This is a genomic window from Microbacterium sp. CH-015 (genome assembly GCF_049707015.1).
Classification (GTDB): domain Bacteria; phylum Actinomycetota; class Actinomycetes; order Actinomycetales; family Microbacteriaceae; genus Microbacterium; species Microbacterium aurum.
The window spans coordinates 877,345-895,591 of sequence record NZ_JBNAFJ010000001.1 but is presented as its reverse complement, the minus strand read 5'-3'; the positions used below and the strand labels follow the sequence as shown (position 1 = coordinate 895,591).

At 69.9% G+C, this 18,247-nt stretch carries 18 protein-coding genes and 4 tRNA genes; 18 read left to right on the top strand and 4 right to left on the bottom strand.

Annotation, left to right across the window (positions count from 1 at the left end):
* Nucleotides 1–48 precede the first annotated feature (48 nt).
* Both ACPYN4_RS04230 and ACPYN4_RS04225 read left to right on the top strand, forming a co-directional pair.
* Nucleotides 49–1,272: an ammonium transporter gene (locus ACPYN4_RS04230; RefSeq protein ID WP_424445672.1), complete on the top strand. Its 1,224-nt coding sequence runs from the start codon at nucleotides 49–51 to the stop codon at nucleotides 1,270–1,272.
* An 87-nt stretch (nucleotides 1,273–1,359) separates the two neighbouring features.
* Nucleotides 1,360–1,947 carry a type II toxin-antitoxin system PemK/MazF family toxin gene (locus ACPYN4_RS04225; protein ID WP_424445671.1) on the top strand — a complete coding sequence of 196 codons (588 nt, stop codon included), beginning with the start codon at nucleotides 1,360–1,362 and terminating at the stop codon, nucleotides 1,945–1,947.
* Nucleotides 1,948–1,994: 47 nt separating this feature from the next.
* Here ACPYN4_RS04225 and ACPYN4_RS04220 read toward each other — a convergent pair.
* Nucleotides 1,995–2,070: transfer RNA gene (locus tag ACPYN4_RS04220), tRNA-Val, on the bottom strand.
* 150 nt (nucleotides 2,071–2,220) lie between these two features.
* Between ACPYN4_RS04220 and ACPYN4_RS04215 the strand changes: the two genes are divergently transcribed.
* The 4 genes from ACPYN4_RS04215 to ACPYN4_RS04200 all read left to right on the top strand — a co-directional run bounded on the left by ACPYN4_RS04215 (nucleotide 2,221) and on the right by ACPYN4_RS04200 (nucleotide 3,086).
* A tRNA-Gly gene (locus ACPYN4_RS04215) sits at nucleotides 2,221–2,293 on the top strand.
* A gap of 65 nt (nucleotides 2,294–2,358) precedes the next feature.
* Nucleotides 2,359–2,429: transfer RNA gene (locus ACPYN4_RS04210), tRNA-Cys, on the top strand.
* A gap of 28 nt (nucleotides 2,430–2,457) precedes the next feature.
* Nucleotides 2,458–2,532, top strand: a tRNA-Val gene (locus ACPYN4_RS04205).
* Between the two features lie 47 nt (nucleotides 2,533–2,579).
* The gene (locus tag ACPYN4_RS04200; RefSeq protein WP_287269111.1) at nucleotides 2,580–3,086 is read left to right on the top strand and encodes a glycine cleavage system protein R; all 507 of its coding nucleotides are present in this window, start codon (nucleotides 2,580–2,582) and stop codon (nucleotides 3,084–3,086) included.
* Nucleotides 3,087–3,114: 28 nt separating this feature from the next.
* Here ACPYN4_RS04200 and ACPYN4_RS04195 read toward each other — a convergent pair whose 3' ends face one another.
* Nucleotides 3,115–4,278, bottom strand: a complete 1,164-nt coding sequence (locus tag ACPYN4_RS04195) for an SLC13 family permease (protein WP_424445750.1) — start codon at nucleotides 4,276–4,278, stop codon at nucleotides 3,115–3,117.
* A 69-nt stretch (nucleotides 4,279–4,347) separates the two neighbouring features.
* On the opposite strand from ACPYN4_RS04195, the gene thrS reads away from it, so the two are divergent.
* The gene (thrS, locus tag ACPYN4_RS04190; protein WP_239280143.1) at nucleotides 4,348–6,348 is read left to right on the top strand and encodes a threonine--tRNA ligase; all 2,001 of its coding nucleotides are present in this window, start codon (nucleotides 4,348–4,350) and stop codon (nucleotides 6,346–6,348) included.
* Nucleotides 6,349–6,361: 13 nt separating this feature from the next.
* Entirely contained in the window at nucleotides 6,362–6,919 is a 558-nt protein-coding gene (locus ACPYN4_RS04185) for an HIT family protein (protein WP_287269114.1), read from the top strand.
* Between the two features lie 158 nt (nucleotides 6,920–7,077).
* Here ACPYN4_RS04185 and pdxY read toward each other — a convergent pair whose 3' ends face one another.
* Complete coding sequence (gene pdxY, locus ACPYN4_RS04180) at nucleotides 7,078–7,929, bottom strand: pyridoxal kinase PdxY (RefSeq protein ID WP_239280139.1); 852 nt, start codon at nucleotides 7,927–7,929, stop codon at nucleotides 7,078–7,080.
* A gap of 3 nt (nucleotides 7,930–7,932) precedes the next feature.
* The gene (locus ACPYN4_RS04175; RefSeq protein WP_424445670.1) at nucleotides 7,933–9,312 is read right to left on the bottom strand and encodes an aminotransferase class I/II-fold pyridoxal phosphate-dependent enzyme; all 1,380 of its coding nucleotides are present in this window, start codon (nucleotides 9,310–9,312) and stop codon (nucleotides 7,933–7,935) included.
* A gap of 51 nt (nucleotides 9,313–9,363) precedes the next feature.
* Between ACPYN4_RS04175 and pdxS the strand changes: the two genes are divergently transcribed.
* The 10 genes from pdxS (at nucleotide 9,364) to secF (ending at nucleotide 18,192) form a co-directional block, all read left to right on the top strand.
* Complete coding sequence (pdxS, locus tag ACPYN4_RS04170) at nucleotides 9,364–10,254, top strand: pyridoxal 5'-phosphate synthase lyase subunit PdxS (RefSeq protein ID WP_315552579.1); 891 nt, start codon at nucleotides 9,364–9,366, stop codon at nucleotides 10,252–10,254.
* Entirely contained in the window at nucleotides 10,248–10,844 is a 597-nt protein-coding gene (gene pdxT / locus ACPYN4_RS04165; RefSeq protein ID WP_287272018.1) for a pyridoxal 5'-phosphate synthase glutaminase subunit PdxT, read from the top strand. Before pdxS ends, pdxT begins: the two co-directional genes overlap by 7 nt.
* 351 nt (nucleotides 10,845–11,195) lie before the next feature.
* Nucleotides 11,196–11,738 (top strand): DUF1697 domain-containing protein, encoded by a 543-nt coding sequence (locus ACPYN4_RS04160; RefSeq protein WP_287272020.1) that lies wholly within the window; start codon nucleotides 11,196–11,198, stop codon nucleotides 11,736–11,738.
* Between the two features lie 10 nt (nucleotides 11,739–11,748).
* Nucleotides 11,749–12,507 carry a YebC/PmpR family DNA-binding transcriptional regulator gene (locus tag ACPYN4_RS04155; protein WP_239280133.1) on the top strand — a complete coding sequence of 253 codons (759 nt, stop codon included), beginning with the start codon at nucleotides 11,749–11,751 and terminating at the stop codon, nucleotides 12,505–12,507.
* Nucleotides 12,508–12,558: 51 nt separating this feature from the next.
* Complete coding sequence (gene ruvC / locus ACPYN4_RS04150; RefSeq protein ID WP_287272022.1) at nucleotides 12,559–13,134, top strand: crossover junction endodeoxyribonuclease RuvC; 576 nt, start codon at nucleotides 12,559–12,561, stop codon at nucleotides 13,132–13,134.
* A gap of 92 nt (nucleotides 13,135–13,226) precedes the next feature.
* Nucleotides 13,227–13,850: a Holliday junction branch migration protein RuvA gene (ruvA, locus tag ACPYN4_RS04145; RefSeq protein WP_281653113.1), complete on the top strand. Its 624-nt coding sequence runs from the start codon at nucleotides 13,227–13,229 to the stop codon at nucleotides 13,848–13,850.
* On the top strand, nucleotides 13,843–14,886 hold the full coding sequence (ruvB, locus tag ACPYN4_RS04140) for a Holliday junction branch migration DNA helicase RuvB (RefSeq protein ID WP_281653114.1): 1,044 nt from the start codon (nucleotides 13,843–13,845) through the stop codon (nucleotides 14,884–14,886). Before ruvA ends, ruvB begins: the two co-directional genes overlap by 8 nt.
* Before the next feature lie 82 nt (nucleotides 14,887–14,968).
* Complete coding sequence (locus tag ACPYN4_RS04135; protein ID WP_076690840.1) at nucleotides 14,969–15,400, top strand: preprotein translocase subunit YajC; 432 nt, start codon at nucleotides 14,969–14,971, stop codon at nucleotides 15,398–15,400.
* 45 nt (nucleotides 15,401–15,445) lie between these two features.
* The gene (secD, locus tag ACPYN4_RS04130) at nucleotides 15,446–17,200 is read left to right on the top strand and encodes a protein translocase subunit SecD (RefSeq protein WP_424445669.1); all 1,755 of its coding nucleotides are present in this window, start codon (nucleotides 15,446–15,448) and stop codon (nucleotides 17,198–17,200) included.
* Nucleotides 17,200–18,192: a protein translocase subunit SecF gene (gene secF, locus ACPYN4_RS04125; protein ID WP_424445668.1), complete on the top strand. Its 993-nt coding sequence runs from the start codon at nucleotides 17,200–17,202 to the stop codon at nucleotides 18,190–18,192. The genes secD and secF overlap by 1 nt, the downstream gene beginning before the upstream one ends.
* Nucleotides 18,193–18,247 lie beyond the last annotated feature (55 nt).

Below are 18,247 nucleotides of genomic sequence, written 5' to 3'. Positions count from 1 at the left end.
GCAGCGGTGTCCAGGCCCGAGTTACACAACACATGAGTGAGGAACTTCATGGACAGCGGAAACCTCGCGTGGTCTGTCGCCGCGACAGCCCTCGTGCTCTTTATGACGCCGGGTGTGGCGTTCTTCTACGGCGGGTTGGTCAAGGCGAAGAGCGTCGTGAGCATGATGATGCTCAGCTTCGCCGCGATGGGCTTGGTCGGCGTGCTGTGGATCCTCTACGGGTTCAACATGTCGGCGATCACCGACGGTCCGACGTGGCTCGCCGGCAACCCGTTCTCCGACTTCGGTCTCGCCAACGCGTCGAGTGACACGCTGGTCGGGGCGACGTTCGGCGCCACGTTCGCGATCATCACGGTCGCGCTCATCTCCGGCGCGATCGCCGACCGCGCCAAGTTCGGCTCGTGGATGATCTTCGCTGGCATCTGGGCGACGGTGGTCTACTTCCCGGTTGCCGCGTGGGTCTGGGGCGGCGGCTGGATCATGAAGCTCGGTGAGAGCTTCGGCTGGGATGTCACGGTCATCGACTACGCCGGTGGCACCGCGGTGCACATCAACGCCGGTGCCGCCGCTCTCGCGCTGGCGCTCGTCCTCGGCAAGCGCGTCGGCTTCCAGAAGGGCATCCACAAGCCGCACAACGTGCCGCTGGTGATGCTGGGAGCGGCGATCCTGTGGTTCGGCTGGTTCGGCTTCAACGCCGGCGCCGAGGGCACGTTCGGCCTGCTCGGCACCGAGGACTCCTCGGTCGGCCTCATCATCGTCAACACGCTCGGCGCGACCGCCGCGGCGATCCTCGGCTGGGTGATCGTGGAGAAGCTCAAGGACGGCAAGTCCACGTCGGTCGGCGCCGCGTCCGGCGCCGTCGCGGGTCTCGTCGCGATCACGCCCTCCTGCGCGAACCTGGCCCCGGGCTGGGCGCTGCTGCTCGGGCTCATCGCCGGTGCTGTCTGCGCCCTGGCGATCGAGCTGAAGTGGAAGCTCGGCTACGACGACTCGCTCGACGTCGTCGGCGTCCACCTCGTCGGCGGCCTCATCGGCACGCTGTACCTCGGCTTCTTCGCCACCGGGACCGGCCTGTTCGTCGGCGGCGGCTTCGAGCAGCTCGTCGTGCAGTTCGTCGCCGCGGTGGCCGTCCTCATCTTCTCGTTCGTCGTCGCCTACGTGCTGGGTCTCGCGATCGAGAAGACGATCGGCTTCCGCGTGAAGAACGAGGACGAGATCGCCGGCATCGACACCGTCGTCCACGGTGAAGAGGGCTACGCGCTCGTCGACTGACACCTGTCACACAGCAAGCCACCACGGCACAGGGGCGCCGGATCACACGATCCGGCGCCCCTCGGCCGTTCTCGCTATGGTGGCGGCATGGCGACGCGCAACACCGACGGCGGCTCCCTCACCCGGTTCCTCCGGGGGATCGCGACGCTGTTCACCTCACCGTCGCGCCAGGCCCCGCAGCGCACGCCGGAGCGGCCCGCACGCGCGCAGACGGCGCAGGCGACGGCATCCGTCCGCGACATCGCTCCCGGCAGCTCCGGCGACACGGCGACGATCGAGATCGATCCGCCCGACCGTCGCGGGCTGCGCATCACCTACGCGCCCGACCGCGATGGCATGCCCGATGCGGGCGAGGTGGTGTGGACGTGGGTTCCGTACGCCGAGCGCGACGGTCGCGGCAAGGACCGGCCGGTGCTCGTCATCGGGCGCCAGAGCGAAGATCGGGTGTACGCGGTGAAGCTCACGAGCATCGCCCACGACGGCGACCGCGATTTCCTGCCGATCGGCTCGGGCGGATGGGACTCGAAGGGGCGTCCCTCCTGGGTCGACATCGATCAGCTGTACAGCGTGCACACCGCCGGCATGCGCCGCGAGGCGTCGGCGCTCGACCTGGAGCGGTTCGCGGTCGTCGCCCGCGCGCTGCAACTGCGTTACGGCTGGACCGTCGGCGGCTGACGGCGTCGATCTTCGCCACCAGCGGAGCTGCATCGGGGGATGTGGTGTGGTGGGCGATACCAGACTCGAACTGATGACCTCTTCCGTGTGAAGGAAGCGCGCTACCAACTGCGCCAATCGCCCGTGATCCGCATGGGATCGAGTCATGATGCTACCGGATGCGGAGCGCTGTCACGAATCGTCCGGGTGTGACACGCGCGGGCTCGCCTCGGTTTGGTGATGACGGGATCGTCGGCTAAAGTCGATCAAGTTCCCGGGGCAACCAGGGAGCACGCGGATGTAGCGCAGTTGGTAGCGCATCACCTTGCCAAGGTGAGGGTCGCGAGTTCGAGTCTCGTCATCCGCTCGAGTGCAGGGATCGTGTCACAGCGATCACGGCACGTGGGGTCAAACCACACGGTTAATCCACATGGTGGCGTGGCCGAGCGGCTAGGCACCGGCCTGCAAAGCCGTTTACACGGGTTCGAATCCCGTCGCCACCTCGCTAGACAACTGAATACGCCTGTACAGGCGCGATTGGCGCAGCGGTAGCGCGCTTCCCTGACACGGAAGAGGTCACTGGTTCGATCCCAGTATCGCGCACCACCTGAAGCCCCCGGGTCGCCGGGGGTTTTTGTCGTTAGGCTCGCGGTATGGCCCACCTCGTGCTCACCGTCGTCGGCGACGACCGCGCCGGTCTCGTGAACGCCCTCGCGCAGAAGGTCTCCGAAGCCGGCGCCAACTGGGAGCAGAGCGAGCTCGCCGAGCTCGCCGGCGCGTTCGCGGGCATCGTGCTCGTCCGGGTGGACGACGCGCGCGTCGACGAGTTCGTCGCGTCGCTGCAGCCTCTGGAGGGGATGCTGAAGGTCGCGGTCCACGCCGGCACCAAGGCCGCCACGCCCGCGCCCCGGACCCTCCACATCACCGTGCTCGGCAACGACCGCCCCGGGATCGTCCGCGACGTGACGGCGACGATCGCCGCCCATGCCCTGTCGATCGACGCCTTCCGCAGCCGCACGCTCGACGCCCCGATGGCCGGCGGCATCCTCTTCGAAGCCACCGTCGAGGTGAGCATCCCCGAAGGGGCGGATGCCGCGGTGATCCGCCGTGCCCTCGAAGCACTCGCGGGTGAGATCCAGGTGGACCTCAGCGTCGAGTGAGCGTGCGCGGCGGCATCCGTCGACGACGTCACCGCCACGCGAGGGGGATCACGGCCAGCGCGACCACCACCGGAGCCGCCAGCAGCCCCCACAGCACGTAGCGGCGCCACGGCACGTCGATGCCCACGGCGCGCAGCCGCTCGTGCCACAGCAGGGTCGCTAGCGACGCCCACGGCGTGATCAGGGGTCCGGCGCCGACGCCGATGCGCAGCGCGGCGAGCCGGACCGGTGAGTCGGCGACCGGCTCGAGCGCGAGGTAGGCGGGCAGGTTGTTGACGGCGTTGGCTCCGACGAGCCCGACGCCCGCGAGCTGCCAGAGCGACAGCAGGTCCTCGCCGGTGCCGGTCGCGGCGGCGAGGACCTGCGCCGACCCCCACGCCTCCAGCGCGCCGACCGCGAGGAAGAGCCCCGAGGCGAACACGACGAGCTGCCACGGCACGAGCCGCAGGCGCAGCGCGCCCGGCGAGCGCCACGCGAACAGGATCGTGAGAGTTGCCGCCGCGGCCAGCGCGGGCAGCCACGGCGGCATGCCGCTGACGAGCAGCGGCAGCAGCACGATCAGCACGACGGCTGAGCCGCGCAGGAGCACGACGTCGGCGACGCGCGGCGGCGCGCTGATCGCGAACCGGCCCGACAGGGCACGCGAGTGCCAGATCCACAGCAGCAGCACCGTGGCGGCGACAGCCACGAGAGCCGACGGCCCCAGCAGCGTGAGGAACGGGACCGGCGCCCCGGCCTCGTCGAGCCGATGCGACGCCAGCAGGTTGGTGAGGTTCGAGACCGGGAGGAAGAGCGATGCGGTGTTGGCCAGCCACACCGTCGCGAACGCGAACGGCAGCGGTGGCAGGCCGTTGGCGCGTGCCACGGCGACGACGACGGGGGTCAGCAGCACCGCGGTCGTGTCGAGGGAGAGGAACGCCGTCACGACGACGGCGAAACCGACGATCAGCAGCCACAGCGCGACGATGCGACCGCGCGACCAGCGTGCCAGGCGCGCGGCCACGACGTCGAAGACGCCCGCGGTCGCGGACAGCTCCGCCACGATCGTGACGGCGACGACGAACAGCAGGATCGGCCAGACGCGCTCCGCGATCGCTCCCGCCTCGTCCGCGGGCAGCACGCCGGACGCGACGGCGGCGCCGCCCGCCAGGAGCAGCACGACTCCGACGAGGGCGAGCTTCACGGCATCCATCATGGCGCTCACGAGACAGGTGCGGGCGAGAGATAGCCTGGGAGGAGCATTGATCGAAGAAGGATCCCCGTGACTGACGTGACCTACCCCGCCGACGGCTTCGCGCTGTTCCCCGACCGCTCCGTGATCGCCCTGCGCGTGAACGGCGACCTGAAAGACCTCGCAACCGTGGTCACGGCCGAGGACGCGGTGGAGCCCGTCACCGTCGACAGCGCCGACGGCCTGGCGATCCTGCGCCACTCCACGGCGCACGTCCTCGCGCAGGCGGTGCAGCGCATTCGCCCCCAGGCGAACCTCGGCATCGGGCCGCCCATCACCGACGGCTTCTACTATGACTTCGGCGTCGACGAGCCCTTCACCCCCGAAGATCTCAAAGCCATCAAGAAGGAGATGGAGCGCATCGTCCGCGAGAACCAGCGGTTTGTGCGTCGCGTGGTCACCGAGGACGAGGCGCGCGCCGAAATGGCGGACGAGCCGTTCAAGCTCGAGCTCATCGACCTCGCCGGCGGCCCTGGTTCCGGCGCGCACGCCGCCGAGGGCGCGTCGGCGGAGATCGGCGCCGGCGAGCTCACGATCTACGACAACGTCACCCGCGACGGCGAGACCGCCTGGCGCGATCTCTGCCGCGGCCCCCACGTGCCGGGGACGCGCCTGGTCGGCAACGGCTGGGACCTCACCCGCATCGCCGGGGCGTATTGGCGCGGCAGCGAGAAGAACCCGCAGCTGCAGCGCATCTACGGCACCGCCTGGCCCACGAAGGACGAGCTGCGGGCCTACCAGCAGCGTCTCGAAGAGGCCGCGAAGCGCGACCACCGCAAGCTCGGCAAGGAACTCGACCTGTTCAGCTTCCCCGACGAGATCGGCTCGGGGCTGTCGGTCTGGCATCCCAAGGGCGGCATCGTCCGCGGCGAGATGGAGCAGCACGCGCGCCGTCGCCACATCGCGGCGGGCTACACCTACGTGTACACCCCGCACATCTCAAAGGAGGACCTGTTCCTCACCTCGAACCACCTCGTGACGTACAAGGAGGGCATGTTCCCCCCGATCGTCATGGACGAGGAGCGGGATGCCGAGGGCAACATCACCAAGGCGGGCCAGGACTACTACCTGAAGCCCATGAACTGCCCGATGCACATCCTCATCTACAAGGAGCGTGCGCGCAGCTACCGCGACCTGCCGATGCGGCTCGCCGAGAACGGCACCGTCTACCGCAACGAGCTGTCCGGCGCCCTCCACGGCCTCACCCGCGTCCGCGGCTTCACGCAGGACGACTCGCACCTGTTCGTCACCGAGGATCAGCTCGAGACCGAGGCGACGCGCGTGTTGGAGTTCGTCATCTCGATGCTGCGCGACTTCGGCCTCGACGACTTCGAGCTCGAGCTGTCGATGCGCGACGACGAGAAGAGCAAGTGGATCGGCTCCGACGAGTTCTGGGAGTACTCCACCAACGCGCTCCGCAACGTCGCCGTCGCCTCGGGGCTGAAGCTCACCGAGGTCCCCGGCGAGGCGGCGTTCTACGGCCCGAAGATCGACCTCAAGACCCGCGACGCGATCGGCCGCACCTGGCAGCTGTCGACCGTGCAGGTCGACCCGAACCTGCCCGAGCGCTTCGGCCTGGAGTACACCGGTCCCGACGGCGAGAAGCACCGCCCGATCATGATCCACCGCGCGCTGTTCGGCTCGATCGAGCGCTTCTTCGCGATCCTGCTCGAGCACTACGCGGGCGCCTTCCCGGTGTGGCTGGCACCGCAGCAGGTCGTGGGCATCCCCGTCGCGGACGACTTTGCGCCGTATCTCGACGACATCATCGGTCGCCTGCGCGAGCGAGGGGTGCGCGCGGAGGTCGACCACTCCGCCGATCGGATGCCGAAGAAGATCCGCACCCACACGACGCAGAAGGTGCCGCTGCAGCTCATCGCGGGGGAGCAGGACCGCTCGCAGGGCACGGTCTCGTTCCGGTTCCGCGACGGGTCGCAGACCAACGGCATCCCCGTCGACGAGGCGATCGAGAAGATCGTCGGTGCGATCGCGTCGCACGCCCTCGTCAACACCGCCGAGGATCTCGCGTGAGCGGAGCCGGGCGATGAGCGAGGGTGACGCGGAGCACGGCGAGCTCATCGACGCCGCGACGCTGCCGGGCGTCCCGGACGAGTTCCAGCGGCTCTGGACACCGCACCGGATGGCGTACATCACCGCCGGTGCGGACGTGAACCGCGGGTCGGGATGCCCGTTCTGCGCGGCGCCGCAGCGGACGGATGCCGAGGGGCTCATCGTTCACCGCGGCCAGACCGCCTACGTGCTGCTGAACCTGTTCCCGTACAACTCGGGGCACATGCTGGTGTGCCCGTACCGCCACATCCCGACGTACGATCAGGCCAGCGCCGAGGAGGTCGCCGAGATCGGCGCGCTGACGCAGACCGCCATGCGGGTGCTGCGTCAGGTCTCCCGCTGCGACGGGTTCAACATCGGGATGAACCAGGGCGCCGTCGCCGGTGCCGGCGTCGACGAGCATCTGCACCAGCACATCGTGCCGCGGTGGGCGACCGACGCGAACTTCTTCCCGATCATCGCCAAGACCAAGGCCTTGCCGCAGCTCCTCGGCGAGGTGCGCGAGGCCGTGGCATCCGCCTGGCCCGCCTGATCCACCCGGCACGCCGTGCGCGCCCGGCGCCTCTCCTCCCGCGAGAGAACAACCGCGCGCCGAGAGTGCGGGTTTCACCCGTTCTCTCGGCGCCCAGTTGTTCTCTCGCGGAAAAGGGGCGGTGACTCTCTCGCGGGGAAGGGGCGGCAACGCCGGCGTCAGCGCACGCGGGTGACCTCGAACTGCAGGCGGGGGTGGGCGTAGAACTCCTGCGCCTCGACGAGCTGCAGCTCGCGCTGACCGGACTCGTACGTGGTCTGCAGCAGGTCCCACACGCTCGAGACGGTCTTCGCGAGGGCGGCCGCGGCATCCCCGCTCGCGCGGTAGTGCGCCGTGAACAGCGCAGCGGTGACGTCGCCCGAGCCGTTCGCCTTCATCGGGATGTGCGGGGTCTGCACGATCCACGCGCCATCCCCGGTGACGGCCAGCATCTCGATCGTGTCGGCCGGTCGATCGGGCCGTTCCACCGACGTCACGAGCACGACATCCGGCCCCAGCGCGCGCGCCGCGTCGGCCGACGCGAGGGTCGAGTCCAGGTCGCTCGGCTCGGTCTCGGTGAGAAAGCCCAGCTCGAACTGGTTGGGGGTGATGATGTCGGCGGCCGGCACCACCCGTTCGCGCAGCAGGATCGGGATGGCGGGTGCGACGAAGCATCCGCTCTTCGCGTTGCCCATCACGGGGTCGCACGAGTACACCGCTGCCGGGTTGGCCGCCTTCACCCGCGCGACGGCGTCAAGGATGACGTCGCCGATGCCCTCCGAGCCCTGGTATCCGCTGAGGACGACGTCGATCTCGCCGAAGACGCCGCGCTCCTCGATGCCGGTGATGACGTCCCGCACATCCGCGGGGGAGATGAGCGGCCCCCGCCACGCCCCGTACCCGGTGTGATTGGAGAAGTTCACCGTGTACACCGGCAGCACCTCGACGCCGATCCGCTGCAGCGGGAAGACGGCGGCGGAGTTGCCGACGTGGCCGTACGCGACGGCGGACTGGATGGACAGGATCTTCACGGATCAACCCGCTTTCTTCAGGTCCGCCGCCTCGATGGCGGCGGCGAGGTCGGATGCCAGGCGTCGGGCGTCGGCATCGGAGAGGTCGTGGACGGTGAGGCGCAGCCGGCGGGCGGCGCCGGTGTCGGCGAGGATGAACTCGTCGCCGGGCCGGGCGAGCCAGCCGCGCCGCATGAGCTGCTCGCAGACGGCGCGGGCGTCGACCGGGAGTGCCACCCACACGTTGAGGCCGTCACCGGCGTCGGCGTCGATGCCGTGCTCGGCGAGGAGAGCGGCGAAGGCGTCGTTGCGACGCGCATAGTGCGCGGACGCGCGACGGATGCCGGCGCGCACCGTGTCATCGGCGAGCAGCGCGTGCGCGAGCCGCTGCAGCAGGTGGCTGACCCAGGTCGTGCCGGGGCTCAGTCGCAGCGCGAGGCGCTCGGCGGTATCGGGATCGGAGGCGGTGATCGCCAGGCACATGTCGGGACCCAGGAACTTCGACACCGACCGCACGAGTGCGAACCGGCGGTGTCCGGGGCCGATGAGCGAGTGGTAGGGCTGGGTCGACAGCAGCGAGTAGTGGTCGTCCTCGATGACGAGCACATACGGGTGGTCGGCCAGCACCTCCCGGAGCTCCGCGGCGCGCTGCGGCGACAGGCTCGCCCCCGTGGGGTTCTGCGCCCGCGGGGTGCAGACGACGGCGCGGACGCCGGCCTCGAGGGCGGCGCGCAGTCCCGCGACGGTCATCCCCTCGGCATCCACCGGCACGGCCACCGGCCGGTATCCGCCGAGGCGCACGGTGTTGAGGCTGGACAGGAAGCAGGGGTCCTCCAGTGCGACCGGGTCGTCGCGGGTGAGGGTCTGCGACAGCAGCCGGTCGATCGCGTCCGACGCGCCGCTGGTGACCGTGAGCCGGAACGCCAGCGCCGGGTCGAGGGCCTCGCCGAGCCACGCCGTCGCCCACGCGTCAAGACCGCGATCGATGACCGGCTCGCCGTAGAGCACGGGTCGGCCGACCACCGCCGCGAGGGCGCGCGAGGGGTCGGGGATGAGGTCGGGGTCGGGGTTGCCGGTGCCGATATCGCGCAGCACACTGCCCTGGGCGAATCCCTCCTGCGGCGCCGGAGCCACTCCGGCGACCACCGTGCCGCCGCGGCCCCGGCTGGCCACGAGGCCGGCCTGCGCCAGCTGCCGATAGGCGGCGACGACGGTGTTGCGGTTGACACCCAGCCGTTCCGCGAGGGCGCGCACCGGCGGGAGCACGGCACCGGCGTCGAGGTCGCCGCGCTCGATGCGGCGCCGGATGCTGGCGGCGATCTCGCTCGCCGATCCGCCGCCGAACGCGTCGGAGATCTCGTCGGAGATCTCGTCGGGGATGTCGCCGTGCACGACGTTCAGCATACGTGCTCAGCCATGCTAGCTTTTGGCCTAGGTCAATTCGAAGGAGTACCCGTGTCCGCTGCCGCCACCGGAACCTCGCGCGTCAAGCGCGGCCTCGCCGAGATGCTGAAGGGCGGCGTCATCATGGACGTCGTCACGCCCGACCAGGCGAAGATCGCCGAGGATGCCGGCGCGGTCGCCGTCATGGCGCTCGAGCGCGTGCCCGCCGACATCCGCGCGCAGGGCGGGGTGTCGCGGATGAGCGACCCCGACATGATCGACGGCATCATCTCGGCGGTGTCGATCCCCGTCATGGCGAAGGCCCGCATCGGCCACTTCGTCGAGGCGCAGGTGCTGCAGGAGCTCGGCGTCGACTACATCGACGAGTCCGAGGTGCTCTCGCCCGCCGACTACGTCAACCACATCGACAAGTGGGACTTCACCGTGCCGTTCGTGTGCGGCGCGACGAACCTCGGCGAGGCGCTGCGGCGCATCACCGAGGGCGCGGCGATGATCCGGTCCAAGGGCGAGGCCGGCACGGGAGACGTCTCGGAGGCGATGAAGCACATCCGGAGGATCCGCGGCGAGATCGCCGCGCTCGGCGCGCTGTCGAAGGACGAGCTCTACGTCGCGGCGAAGGAGCTGCAGGCGCCCTACGACCTCGTCGCCGAGATCGCCGAGACGGGCACGCTGCCCGTCGTGCTGTTCGTCGCCGGGGGAGTGGCCACCCCGGCGGATGCCGCCATGATGATGCAGCTGGGCGCCGACGGCGTGTTCGTGGGCTCCGGCATCTTCAAGAGCGGCAACCCCGCCGCCCGTGCCGCCGCGATCGTCAAGGCGACGACGTTCTTCGACGACGCGAAGGTCATCGCCGACGTCTCGCGGGGACTCGGCGAGGCTATGGTCGGCATCAACGTGACCGACCTGCCGGCGCCGCACCGCCTCGCCGAGCGCGGATGGTGACCGAGGGGATGCCGCGCGTCGGCGTCCTCGCCCTGCAGGGGGATGTCCGTGAGCACGCGCGCGTACTCACGGCGCTGGGCGCCGACGTCGTGCTCGTCCGCCGGCCCGAGGAGCTCGCGGCCATCTCGGGGCTCGTCATCCCCGGCGGCGAGTCGAGCGTGATCGACAAGCTCGCCCGCGCCTTCGGCATGCAGCAGCCGATCCGCGACGCCATCTCGGGCGGTCTGCCCGTCTACGGCACCTGCGCGGGCCTGATTCTCCTCGCGGACCGCATCACCGACGGCATCCGGGGTCAGGAGACCTTCGGCGGCCTCGACGTCACGGTGCAGCGCAATGCCTTCGGCAGTCAGGTCGACTCCTTCGAGACCGACCTGACGGTCGAGGGGTTCGACACCACGACGCACGCAACCTTCATCCGCGCCCCACGCGTCGTCGAGGTCGGCCCCGCCGCCCGCACGATCGCGACGCTCGACGACGGCGCGGTCGTCGCCGTCCGGCAGGGCAGGCTGCTCGGCACCGCCTTCCACCCGGAGGTGTCGGGCGAGACGCGCTTCCACGAGATGTTCCTCGATACCGTCCGCGCGGCGTGAGGTCACGTCGGACGAGGCGCCGCCCGGCACCGAGATACCCGTAGAGCGACACTGCTCCGGCGACAGCCGTGTCTGCGGATTCGTCGGTCAGGGTGAGCCCCGCCGACATCGCGAACACGACCAACAGCACCATCGGGATCTCGTTGAAGCTCATCGTGGCGAGGTACACGACGAAGCCCAGCGGCCCGCGCCGGGTGGGGAACCACAGCGTCGCGGCGACGAAGATCGCCCAGATGCTCGCAGACACCAGCAGTCCCATTCGATCCCCCCTGACGCTTCGACGATCGTCCATTCGCCGTGCGCGCACAAGGGCGCACGCGCGGCGTCGACGCCCGGCGATACTCTGCCCCTATGACGACCTGGGTGGCGCTCCTGCGCGGAGTCAACGTCGGCGGCGTGACGGTCCGCAGCGCCGAGCTCGCGGCGCTGTTCCGCGACCTCGGCTTCGATCGGGTGGCGACGGTCCTCGCGAGTGGGAACGTGCGCTTCGAGGCGGATGCCGCGGCATCCGCCCGTGCCGAACTGACGGAGACGATCGAGCGCGCCCTCGGCGCGCGGTTCGATTACGAGGCGTGGATCGTGCTCGTCACGATGCGGGAGCTCGATGCGGCGATCGCGGACTTCCCGTTCGACGCCGATGACGCCGGCCGCCAGCCGTACGTGGTCTTCTGCCGCGATCGGGCGGTGCGCGACGCTCTCGCGCACACGGCGGAAGAGCTCGAGTCGCCGGACGATCTCGTGCAGCCGGGTTTCGGCGTCGTGTACTGGAGCCCGCCGAAGGGGCGCTCGGTGGACACCCCGTTCGCCAAGGTGCTGGCCCGATCGTCGTACACCGGCACCACGACCACCCGCAACCTCCGCACCCTCGCGAAGATCGCGGCCGCGGGACCGTAAACTGGAGGCTATGTCCGGACACTCCAAATGGGCCACGACCAAGCACAAGAAGGCCGTCATCGACGCGCGCCGTGCCAAGTCGTGGGCGAAGCTCATCAAGAACATCGAAGTCGCCGCGAAGCTCGGAGGCCCGGACCTCCAGGGCAACCCGACCCTGTTCGACGCCGTCCTGAAGGCGAAGAAGACCTCCGTCCCCAAAGACAACATCGACCGCGCCATCAAGCGGGGCGCCGGCATCGGCGGCGAGTCGGTCGAGTACCTGAACATCATGTACGAGGGGTACGCGCCCGGCGGTGTCGCCCTCATGATCGAGTGTCTGACGGACAACAAGAACCGCGCCGCCGCAGAGGTGCGCACGGCCCTGAGCCGCAACGGCGGCACCCTCGCCGACCCCGGATCGGTCGCCTACAACTTCACCCGCAAGGGCGTCATCGTCGTCTCCGAGGAGGGCACCACCGAGGATGACGTAATGATGGCCGCCCTCGAGGCCGGCGCCGAGGAGATCGAGCCGCACGCCCAGGGCTTCGAGGTCATCACCGAGGCCTCCGACCTCGTCGCGGTGCGCTCCGCCCTGCAGGAGGCCGGCATCGAGTACGAGTCCGCCGATGTCGAGTTCGTGCCGAACCTCAAGGTCGAGATCGACGCCGAGACGGCCCGCAAGATCTTCCGTCTCATCGACGCCCTCGAAGACAGCGATGACGTGCAGAACGTCTTCAGCAACTTCGACCTGTCGGTCGAGGTGCAGGCCGAACTCGAGCAAGACGAGTAAGCCCCGCGATTCGAGAGCGGATGCCGCCGATCCACGCCGTAGCGTGGGGGAGTGGCATCCGCTCTTCGCGTTCTCGGCATCGACCCCGGCCTCACCCGCTGCGGCGTCGGTGTCGTCGACGTCGCCCGCGACCGCTCCGCCTCGCTCGTGCACGTCGGCGTCGTGCGCTCGGCGACCGACCTGCCGATCGAGCAGCGGCTGGCGACGATCGCCGCCGGCATCCGCGCCGTGCTCCGCTCCCACAGCCCCGACGTCGTCGCGGTGGAGCGCGTGTTCGCGCAGCAGAACCGCAACACCGTGATGGGCACGGCGCAGGCCAGCGGCATCGCCCTGCTGCTGGCGGCCGAGTACGGCCTCCCCGCCGCCACCCACACCCCCTCCGAGGTCAAGGCCGCGATCACCGGATACGGCGCCGCCGACAAACTCCAGGTGCAGACCATGGTGGCGCGCGTGCTGCGCCTGGACGCGCTGCCGCAGCCCGCCGATGCCGCCGACGCGCTCGCCCTCGCCCTGTGCCACGCGTGGCGGCAAGGGCCGGGGAATGCCGCCGGACCCCACGCCACGGCGTCCCTCACCCCTGCGCAGCGCGCGTGGGCGGATGCCGAGCGTGCGGCCGCACGCCGATGACGGAGCCGATGACGGTGACGGCAGCCGTGGCCACACCCGCGGCGGCGCGTGTCGCTCGAACAAAACTGCGAACCGCCTCGTAGGCTGATCGCATGATCTCCTCGCTGCGCGGACGCGTCCTGCATGTCGATGCCGAGTCGGCGATCATCGAGGTCGGCGGCGTCGGCTTCACCGTCGCCGTCACTGCCCAGGTCTCCCGCGCCCTGCACGTCGGCGACGAGACCCAGCTGCACACGACGCTGGTCGTCCGAGACGACGCCCTCTCGCTTTACGGCTTCGCCGAGCGCGAGGAGCTCGGAGTGTTCACGCAGCTGCTGAGCGTGTCCGGCGTGGGACCCAAATCGGCGCTCGGCGTGCTGTCGGCGCTCACCGTGGCGCAGATCGCCGAGGCCCTCGCCGCCGAGGACGACGCGCCGTTCCGCCGCGTGTCGGGCATCGGCCCGAAGACAGCGAAGCTCATCGTCGTGCAATTGGCCGGCAAACTCCACGTCGCGGTCGGGGTCGCGGCGCCCGCGGCGGGTGCGCCGGCCGGCGCCGTGGCCGCGCAGGTCGTCGCCGCCCTCGTGGCCCTCGGCTGGAACGAGCGGGTGAGCACCGAGGCGGTCGCCGCCGTGACGGATGCCGCGACACCCGCCCACCGCGAGTCGGTGCCAGCGCTGCTCAAGCTCGCCCTCGCCCAGCTGGGCCCGGCCCGTCCGGAGCGCGCCGGTGTCTGACGCGATCGATCCGGCCGCACCCCAGGACGAGAGCGAGCTCGCCGTCGAAGGCGCGCTGCGCCCGGCATCCCTCGCCGAATTCGTCGGCCAGCAGAAGGTGCGCGGCCAGCTGCAGCTGCTGCTCGACGCCGCCCGGATCCAGCAGCGGCCGCCGGACCACATCCTGCTGTCGGGGCCGCCCGGCCTCGGCAAGACCACGCTCGCGATGATCGTGGCGCATGAGAGCGACCGTCCGCTGCGCCTGTCGAGCGGCCCCGCCATCCAGCACGCCGGCGATCTCGCGGCGCTGCTGTCGAGCCTCATCCCCGGCGAAGTCCTCTTCATCGACGAGATCCACCGCATGGCGCGCTCCGCGGAGGAGATGCTGTACCTCGCGATGGAGGACTTCCGCATCGACATCATGGTCGGCAAAGGGGCGGGGGCGACCAGCATCCCGCTCGATCTCGCCCCGTTCACGCTCGTGGGTGCGACGACCCGATCCGGCATGCTGCCGAACCCGCTGCGTGACCGGTTCGGCTTCACGGCCCACCTGGAGTACTACGAACCGGAGGAGCTCGAGCAGGTGATCTCGCGCTCGGCGACGGTACTCGGGGTCGACCTGCCGTCTTCCGCGCGTGCCGAGATCGCCCGGCGCTCCCGGGGGACCCCGCGCATCGCGAACCGGCTGCTGCGCCGGGTGCGCGACTACGTGATCGTGCACGGCGACGCCGACACCGCCGCGCGCGCGGCGGCGGCCGATGCCCACGTCGCGGCGGCCCTGAACCTCTACGACGTCGACGAGATCGGACTCGACCGCCTCGACCGTGCCGTGCTCGACGCCGTGGTGCGCCGTTTCCGCGGCGGCCCGGTCGGGCTCGGCACCCTCGCCGTCACGGTCGGTGAGGAGGCCGACACGATCGAATCGGTCGTCGAGCCGTACCTCGTGCGCATTGGCCTGCTCACCCGCACGCCGCGCGGCCGCATCGCCACGCCCGAGGCGTACGCGCACCTGCGGGTGCCCGCGCCGAGCGGGGCCGCGATCTTCGATGACCTATAATCGCTGAAGGCCGGCCCCTGACCCTGACGTAGGGCTGCCGTCTTCTTCGCGTCGATCGACGCGGTCCCGAAAGGTTGTACCGATGGATATTGTCCTGCTCGTCGCCATGGCGGCGCTGCTCGTCTTCATGTTCTGGAGCTCGCGTCGTCGTGCCAAGCGGATGAAGGACGAGCAGGAGGCGAAGGCCCGGGCGATGCTCCCCGGCGTGAAGGTGCTGCTGCAGGGCGGCCTGTACGGCACCCTCGTCGAGTACGACGGCGAAGACCTCTCCAAGTCGGCTCGCGTCGAGCTCGCCCCCGGCATGGAGGTCGAGGTCCACAGCCAGGCCATCCTCCGCGTCGTCGACGAGACCGAGGAGACGGTCACCGAAGACGAGTACCTCGAGGCCGAGGCCGACCAGGCGGAGTATGCCGCGGACGTCGCCGACGGCGAGGTCACCTCGATCAGCGACGACCGCGCCGCAGCCGACACCGCAACGGACAAGACCGAGCCCGGCGACAAGCCCCAGGCCTGACACCGCGCGTCTCGCACGCGGATCCTCGAAGAAAGCGGACCCTCCGTGGCCACACCCACCCCTGTGCGTCATGCCTGGCGCGCACTGACGGGCCTTCTCGTCATCACCGCCGTCCTGTTCGGCATCAACGCCCTCGGCGTCTACGGCTTCGGCAAGAGCTCATGGGCACCCGAGCTCGCGCTCGACCTGCAGGGCGGCACGCAGATCATCCTGCAGGCCAAGACGCCCGACGGCGCCGCGCCGACGACCGAGCAGCTGAACCAGGCCGCCGTGATCATCCGGCAGCGCATCGACGCGTCCGGCGTCGGCGAGGCCGACATCACGACGCAGTCCGGCAACCAGATCGTCGTGCAGATTCCCGGGCAGGCCGACGAGGAGACTCGCAACCGCATCGAGTCCGCCGCCCAGATGCAGCTGCGCGCGGTGCTGGCGACCACGGCCGCCAGTACGTCGTACGTCGGCGAGGACGGCTCACCCACCCCGTACCCGACGCCGGATGCGGGCCTGGAGGCGACGCCCACCGTCGCTCCGACCGACGGCAGCGACCTCAACTGGATCACGCCGGCCCTGCAGGCCGAGTTCCTCGCGTACGACTGCGCCGACGAGGCGAACGACCCCGCCAACGAGCCGGCCGACCAGCCGCTCATCGCGTGCGACCCGACGGGGACCGCGAAGTACCTGCTCGGCCCGGTGGAGCTCGACGGATCCGCGATCACCGATGCCACCAACGGCATGAACACCCAGAACGGTCAGTGGGTCGTCAACATCACGTTCGACGACGCCGGCACGAAGATCTTCGGCGAGGTCAGCCAGCGTCTGTACGCCTTCACGCAGGCCGGCGACACCCCGCGCAACCAGTTCGCCTTCGTGCTCGACGGCCGCGTGATCTCGGCGCCGTCGATGAACGGCGTCATCCTCGACGGCAAGCCGCAGATCAGCGGCTCGTTCGATCAGGAGAGCTCGAAGACGCTCGCCGATCAGCTGAAGTACGGTGCCCTGCCGCTGAGCTTCGAGATCGTCAGCGACAACGCGATCTCGGCCACCCTCGGTTCGCAGCAGCTGCAGATCGGCCTCATCGCCGGTCTCATCGGTCTTGCGCTCGTCGCGCTGTACTCGCTGATCGTGTACCGCGCCCTGGGCTTCGTCATCATCGCGTCGCTGGGCGTCATGGCGGTGCTGACCTACATCACGCTGTGCATCCTCGCGTGGCGGATGGGCTTCCGCCTGTCGCTCGCCGGCGTCGCGGGCCTCATCGTCACGATCGGCTTCACCGCCGACTCGTTCATCGTGTACTTCGAACGCATCCGAGACGAGCTGCGCGACGGCAAGTCGATCACCGGCGCCGTCGAGGACGGCTGGGGCCGGGCGAAGCGGACGATCTACATCTCCAAGTCGATCAACATCCTCGCCGCCGTCGTGCTCTACATCCTGGCCGACGCGACGGTGAAGGGCTTCGCGTTCACCCTCGGTCTCACGACGCTCATCGACATCCTCATCTTCATCCTGTTCACCCACCCGGTGATGCAGCTGCTCGCCCGCACCCGCTTCTTCGGCGGCGGCCATCCGCTGTCGGGGCTGGATCCCGAGGCCTTGGGCGCTGTCTACCGCGGCCGCGCGCAGTTCCGCGCGCCCGTGGACGCCTCCGTGGCGAAGGGTTCCGCGGCGCGTCGCGCGGGACGCTCGCGGGGTGAGGCGGAGCGGCGCCAGACGATCGCCGAGCGCAAGCAGGCCGAGCTCGCCGGCAAGAGCAGCGGCTCGTCCGCATCCGATGCCGGCTCCACGACGGAGGGGAACGACTGATGCGCTCCATGAACGAGCTCGGCAACGACCTCTACACCGGCAAGACCTCGTTCCCGTTCGTCGGCAAGCGACGGACGTGGTTCATCATCGCGGCGATCCTCGTGATCGGTGCGGCGCTGGTCCCGCTCTTCCGCCCGATCCAGTTCTCGATCGAGTTCACCGGCGGGTCGCAGTTCACCGTCAACGACGTGGCGACCCCCGACCAGGCCGTCGCCACCGAAGCGGTGCAGTCGGTCATCCCCGGCGCGACCACGAAGGTGACCACGATCGGCACGGATGCCGTGCGCGTCCAGACCGACCAGATCACCGAGCCGGAGAAGAGCGCCGCCGTCAAGACGGCACTCGCGCAGGCCTTCGACGTCAGTGAGGCCAACGTCAGCTCGTCCTTCATCGGTCCCAGCTGGGGCGAGGACGTCACGCGGCAGTCGCTGTGGGGTCTCGCGATCTTCCTCGCGCTGACCTTCATCATCCTGGCGATCTACTTCCGGACGTGGAAGATGTCGATCGCCGCGATCATCGGCCTCGTCGACGTGCTCGTCATCACCGTCGGGATCTACGCACTGTTCGGCTTCGAGATCTCCCCGGCGGCCGTCATCGGCTTCCTCACGATCCTGTCGTACTCGCTGTACGACACGACGGTCGTCTTCGACAAGATCCGCGAGAACACCCGCGACGACGGCGAAGGATCGGGTCGCACGTTCGGCGAGTCGGTCAACCTCGCCGTCAACCAGACGCTCATCCGCTCGATCAACACGACGGTCGTCGCGGCGCTGCCCACCGGCGCGATCCTGTTCATCGGCGCGCTGTGGCTCGGCGCTCAGACGCTCACCGACATCTCGCTGTCGATCTTCGTCGGAACGATCGTCGCGGCCTACTCGACCCTGTTCGTCGCGGCCCCGCTGTACTCGCTGCTGCGCGAGAACGAGCCCGCTCTCAAGACACGCGACAGCCGCGTGCTGGCCGCCCGCGAGCGCGCCCTGGCCGACGCGTGAGCATCGCTCGGCGCGCGAGCACCGTCCGGCGTGCCGGGGCGTAGGCGCCCGGGTA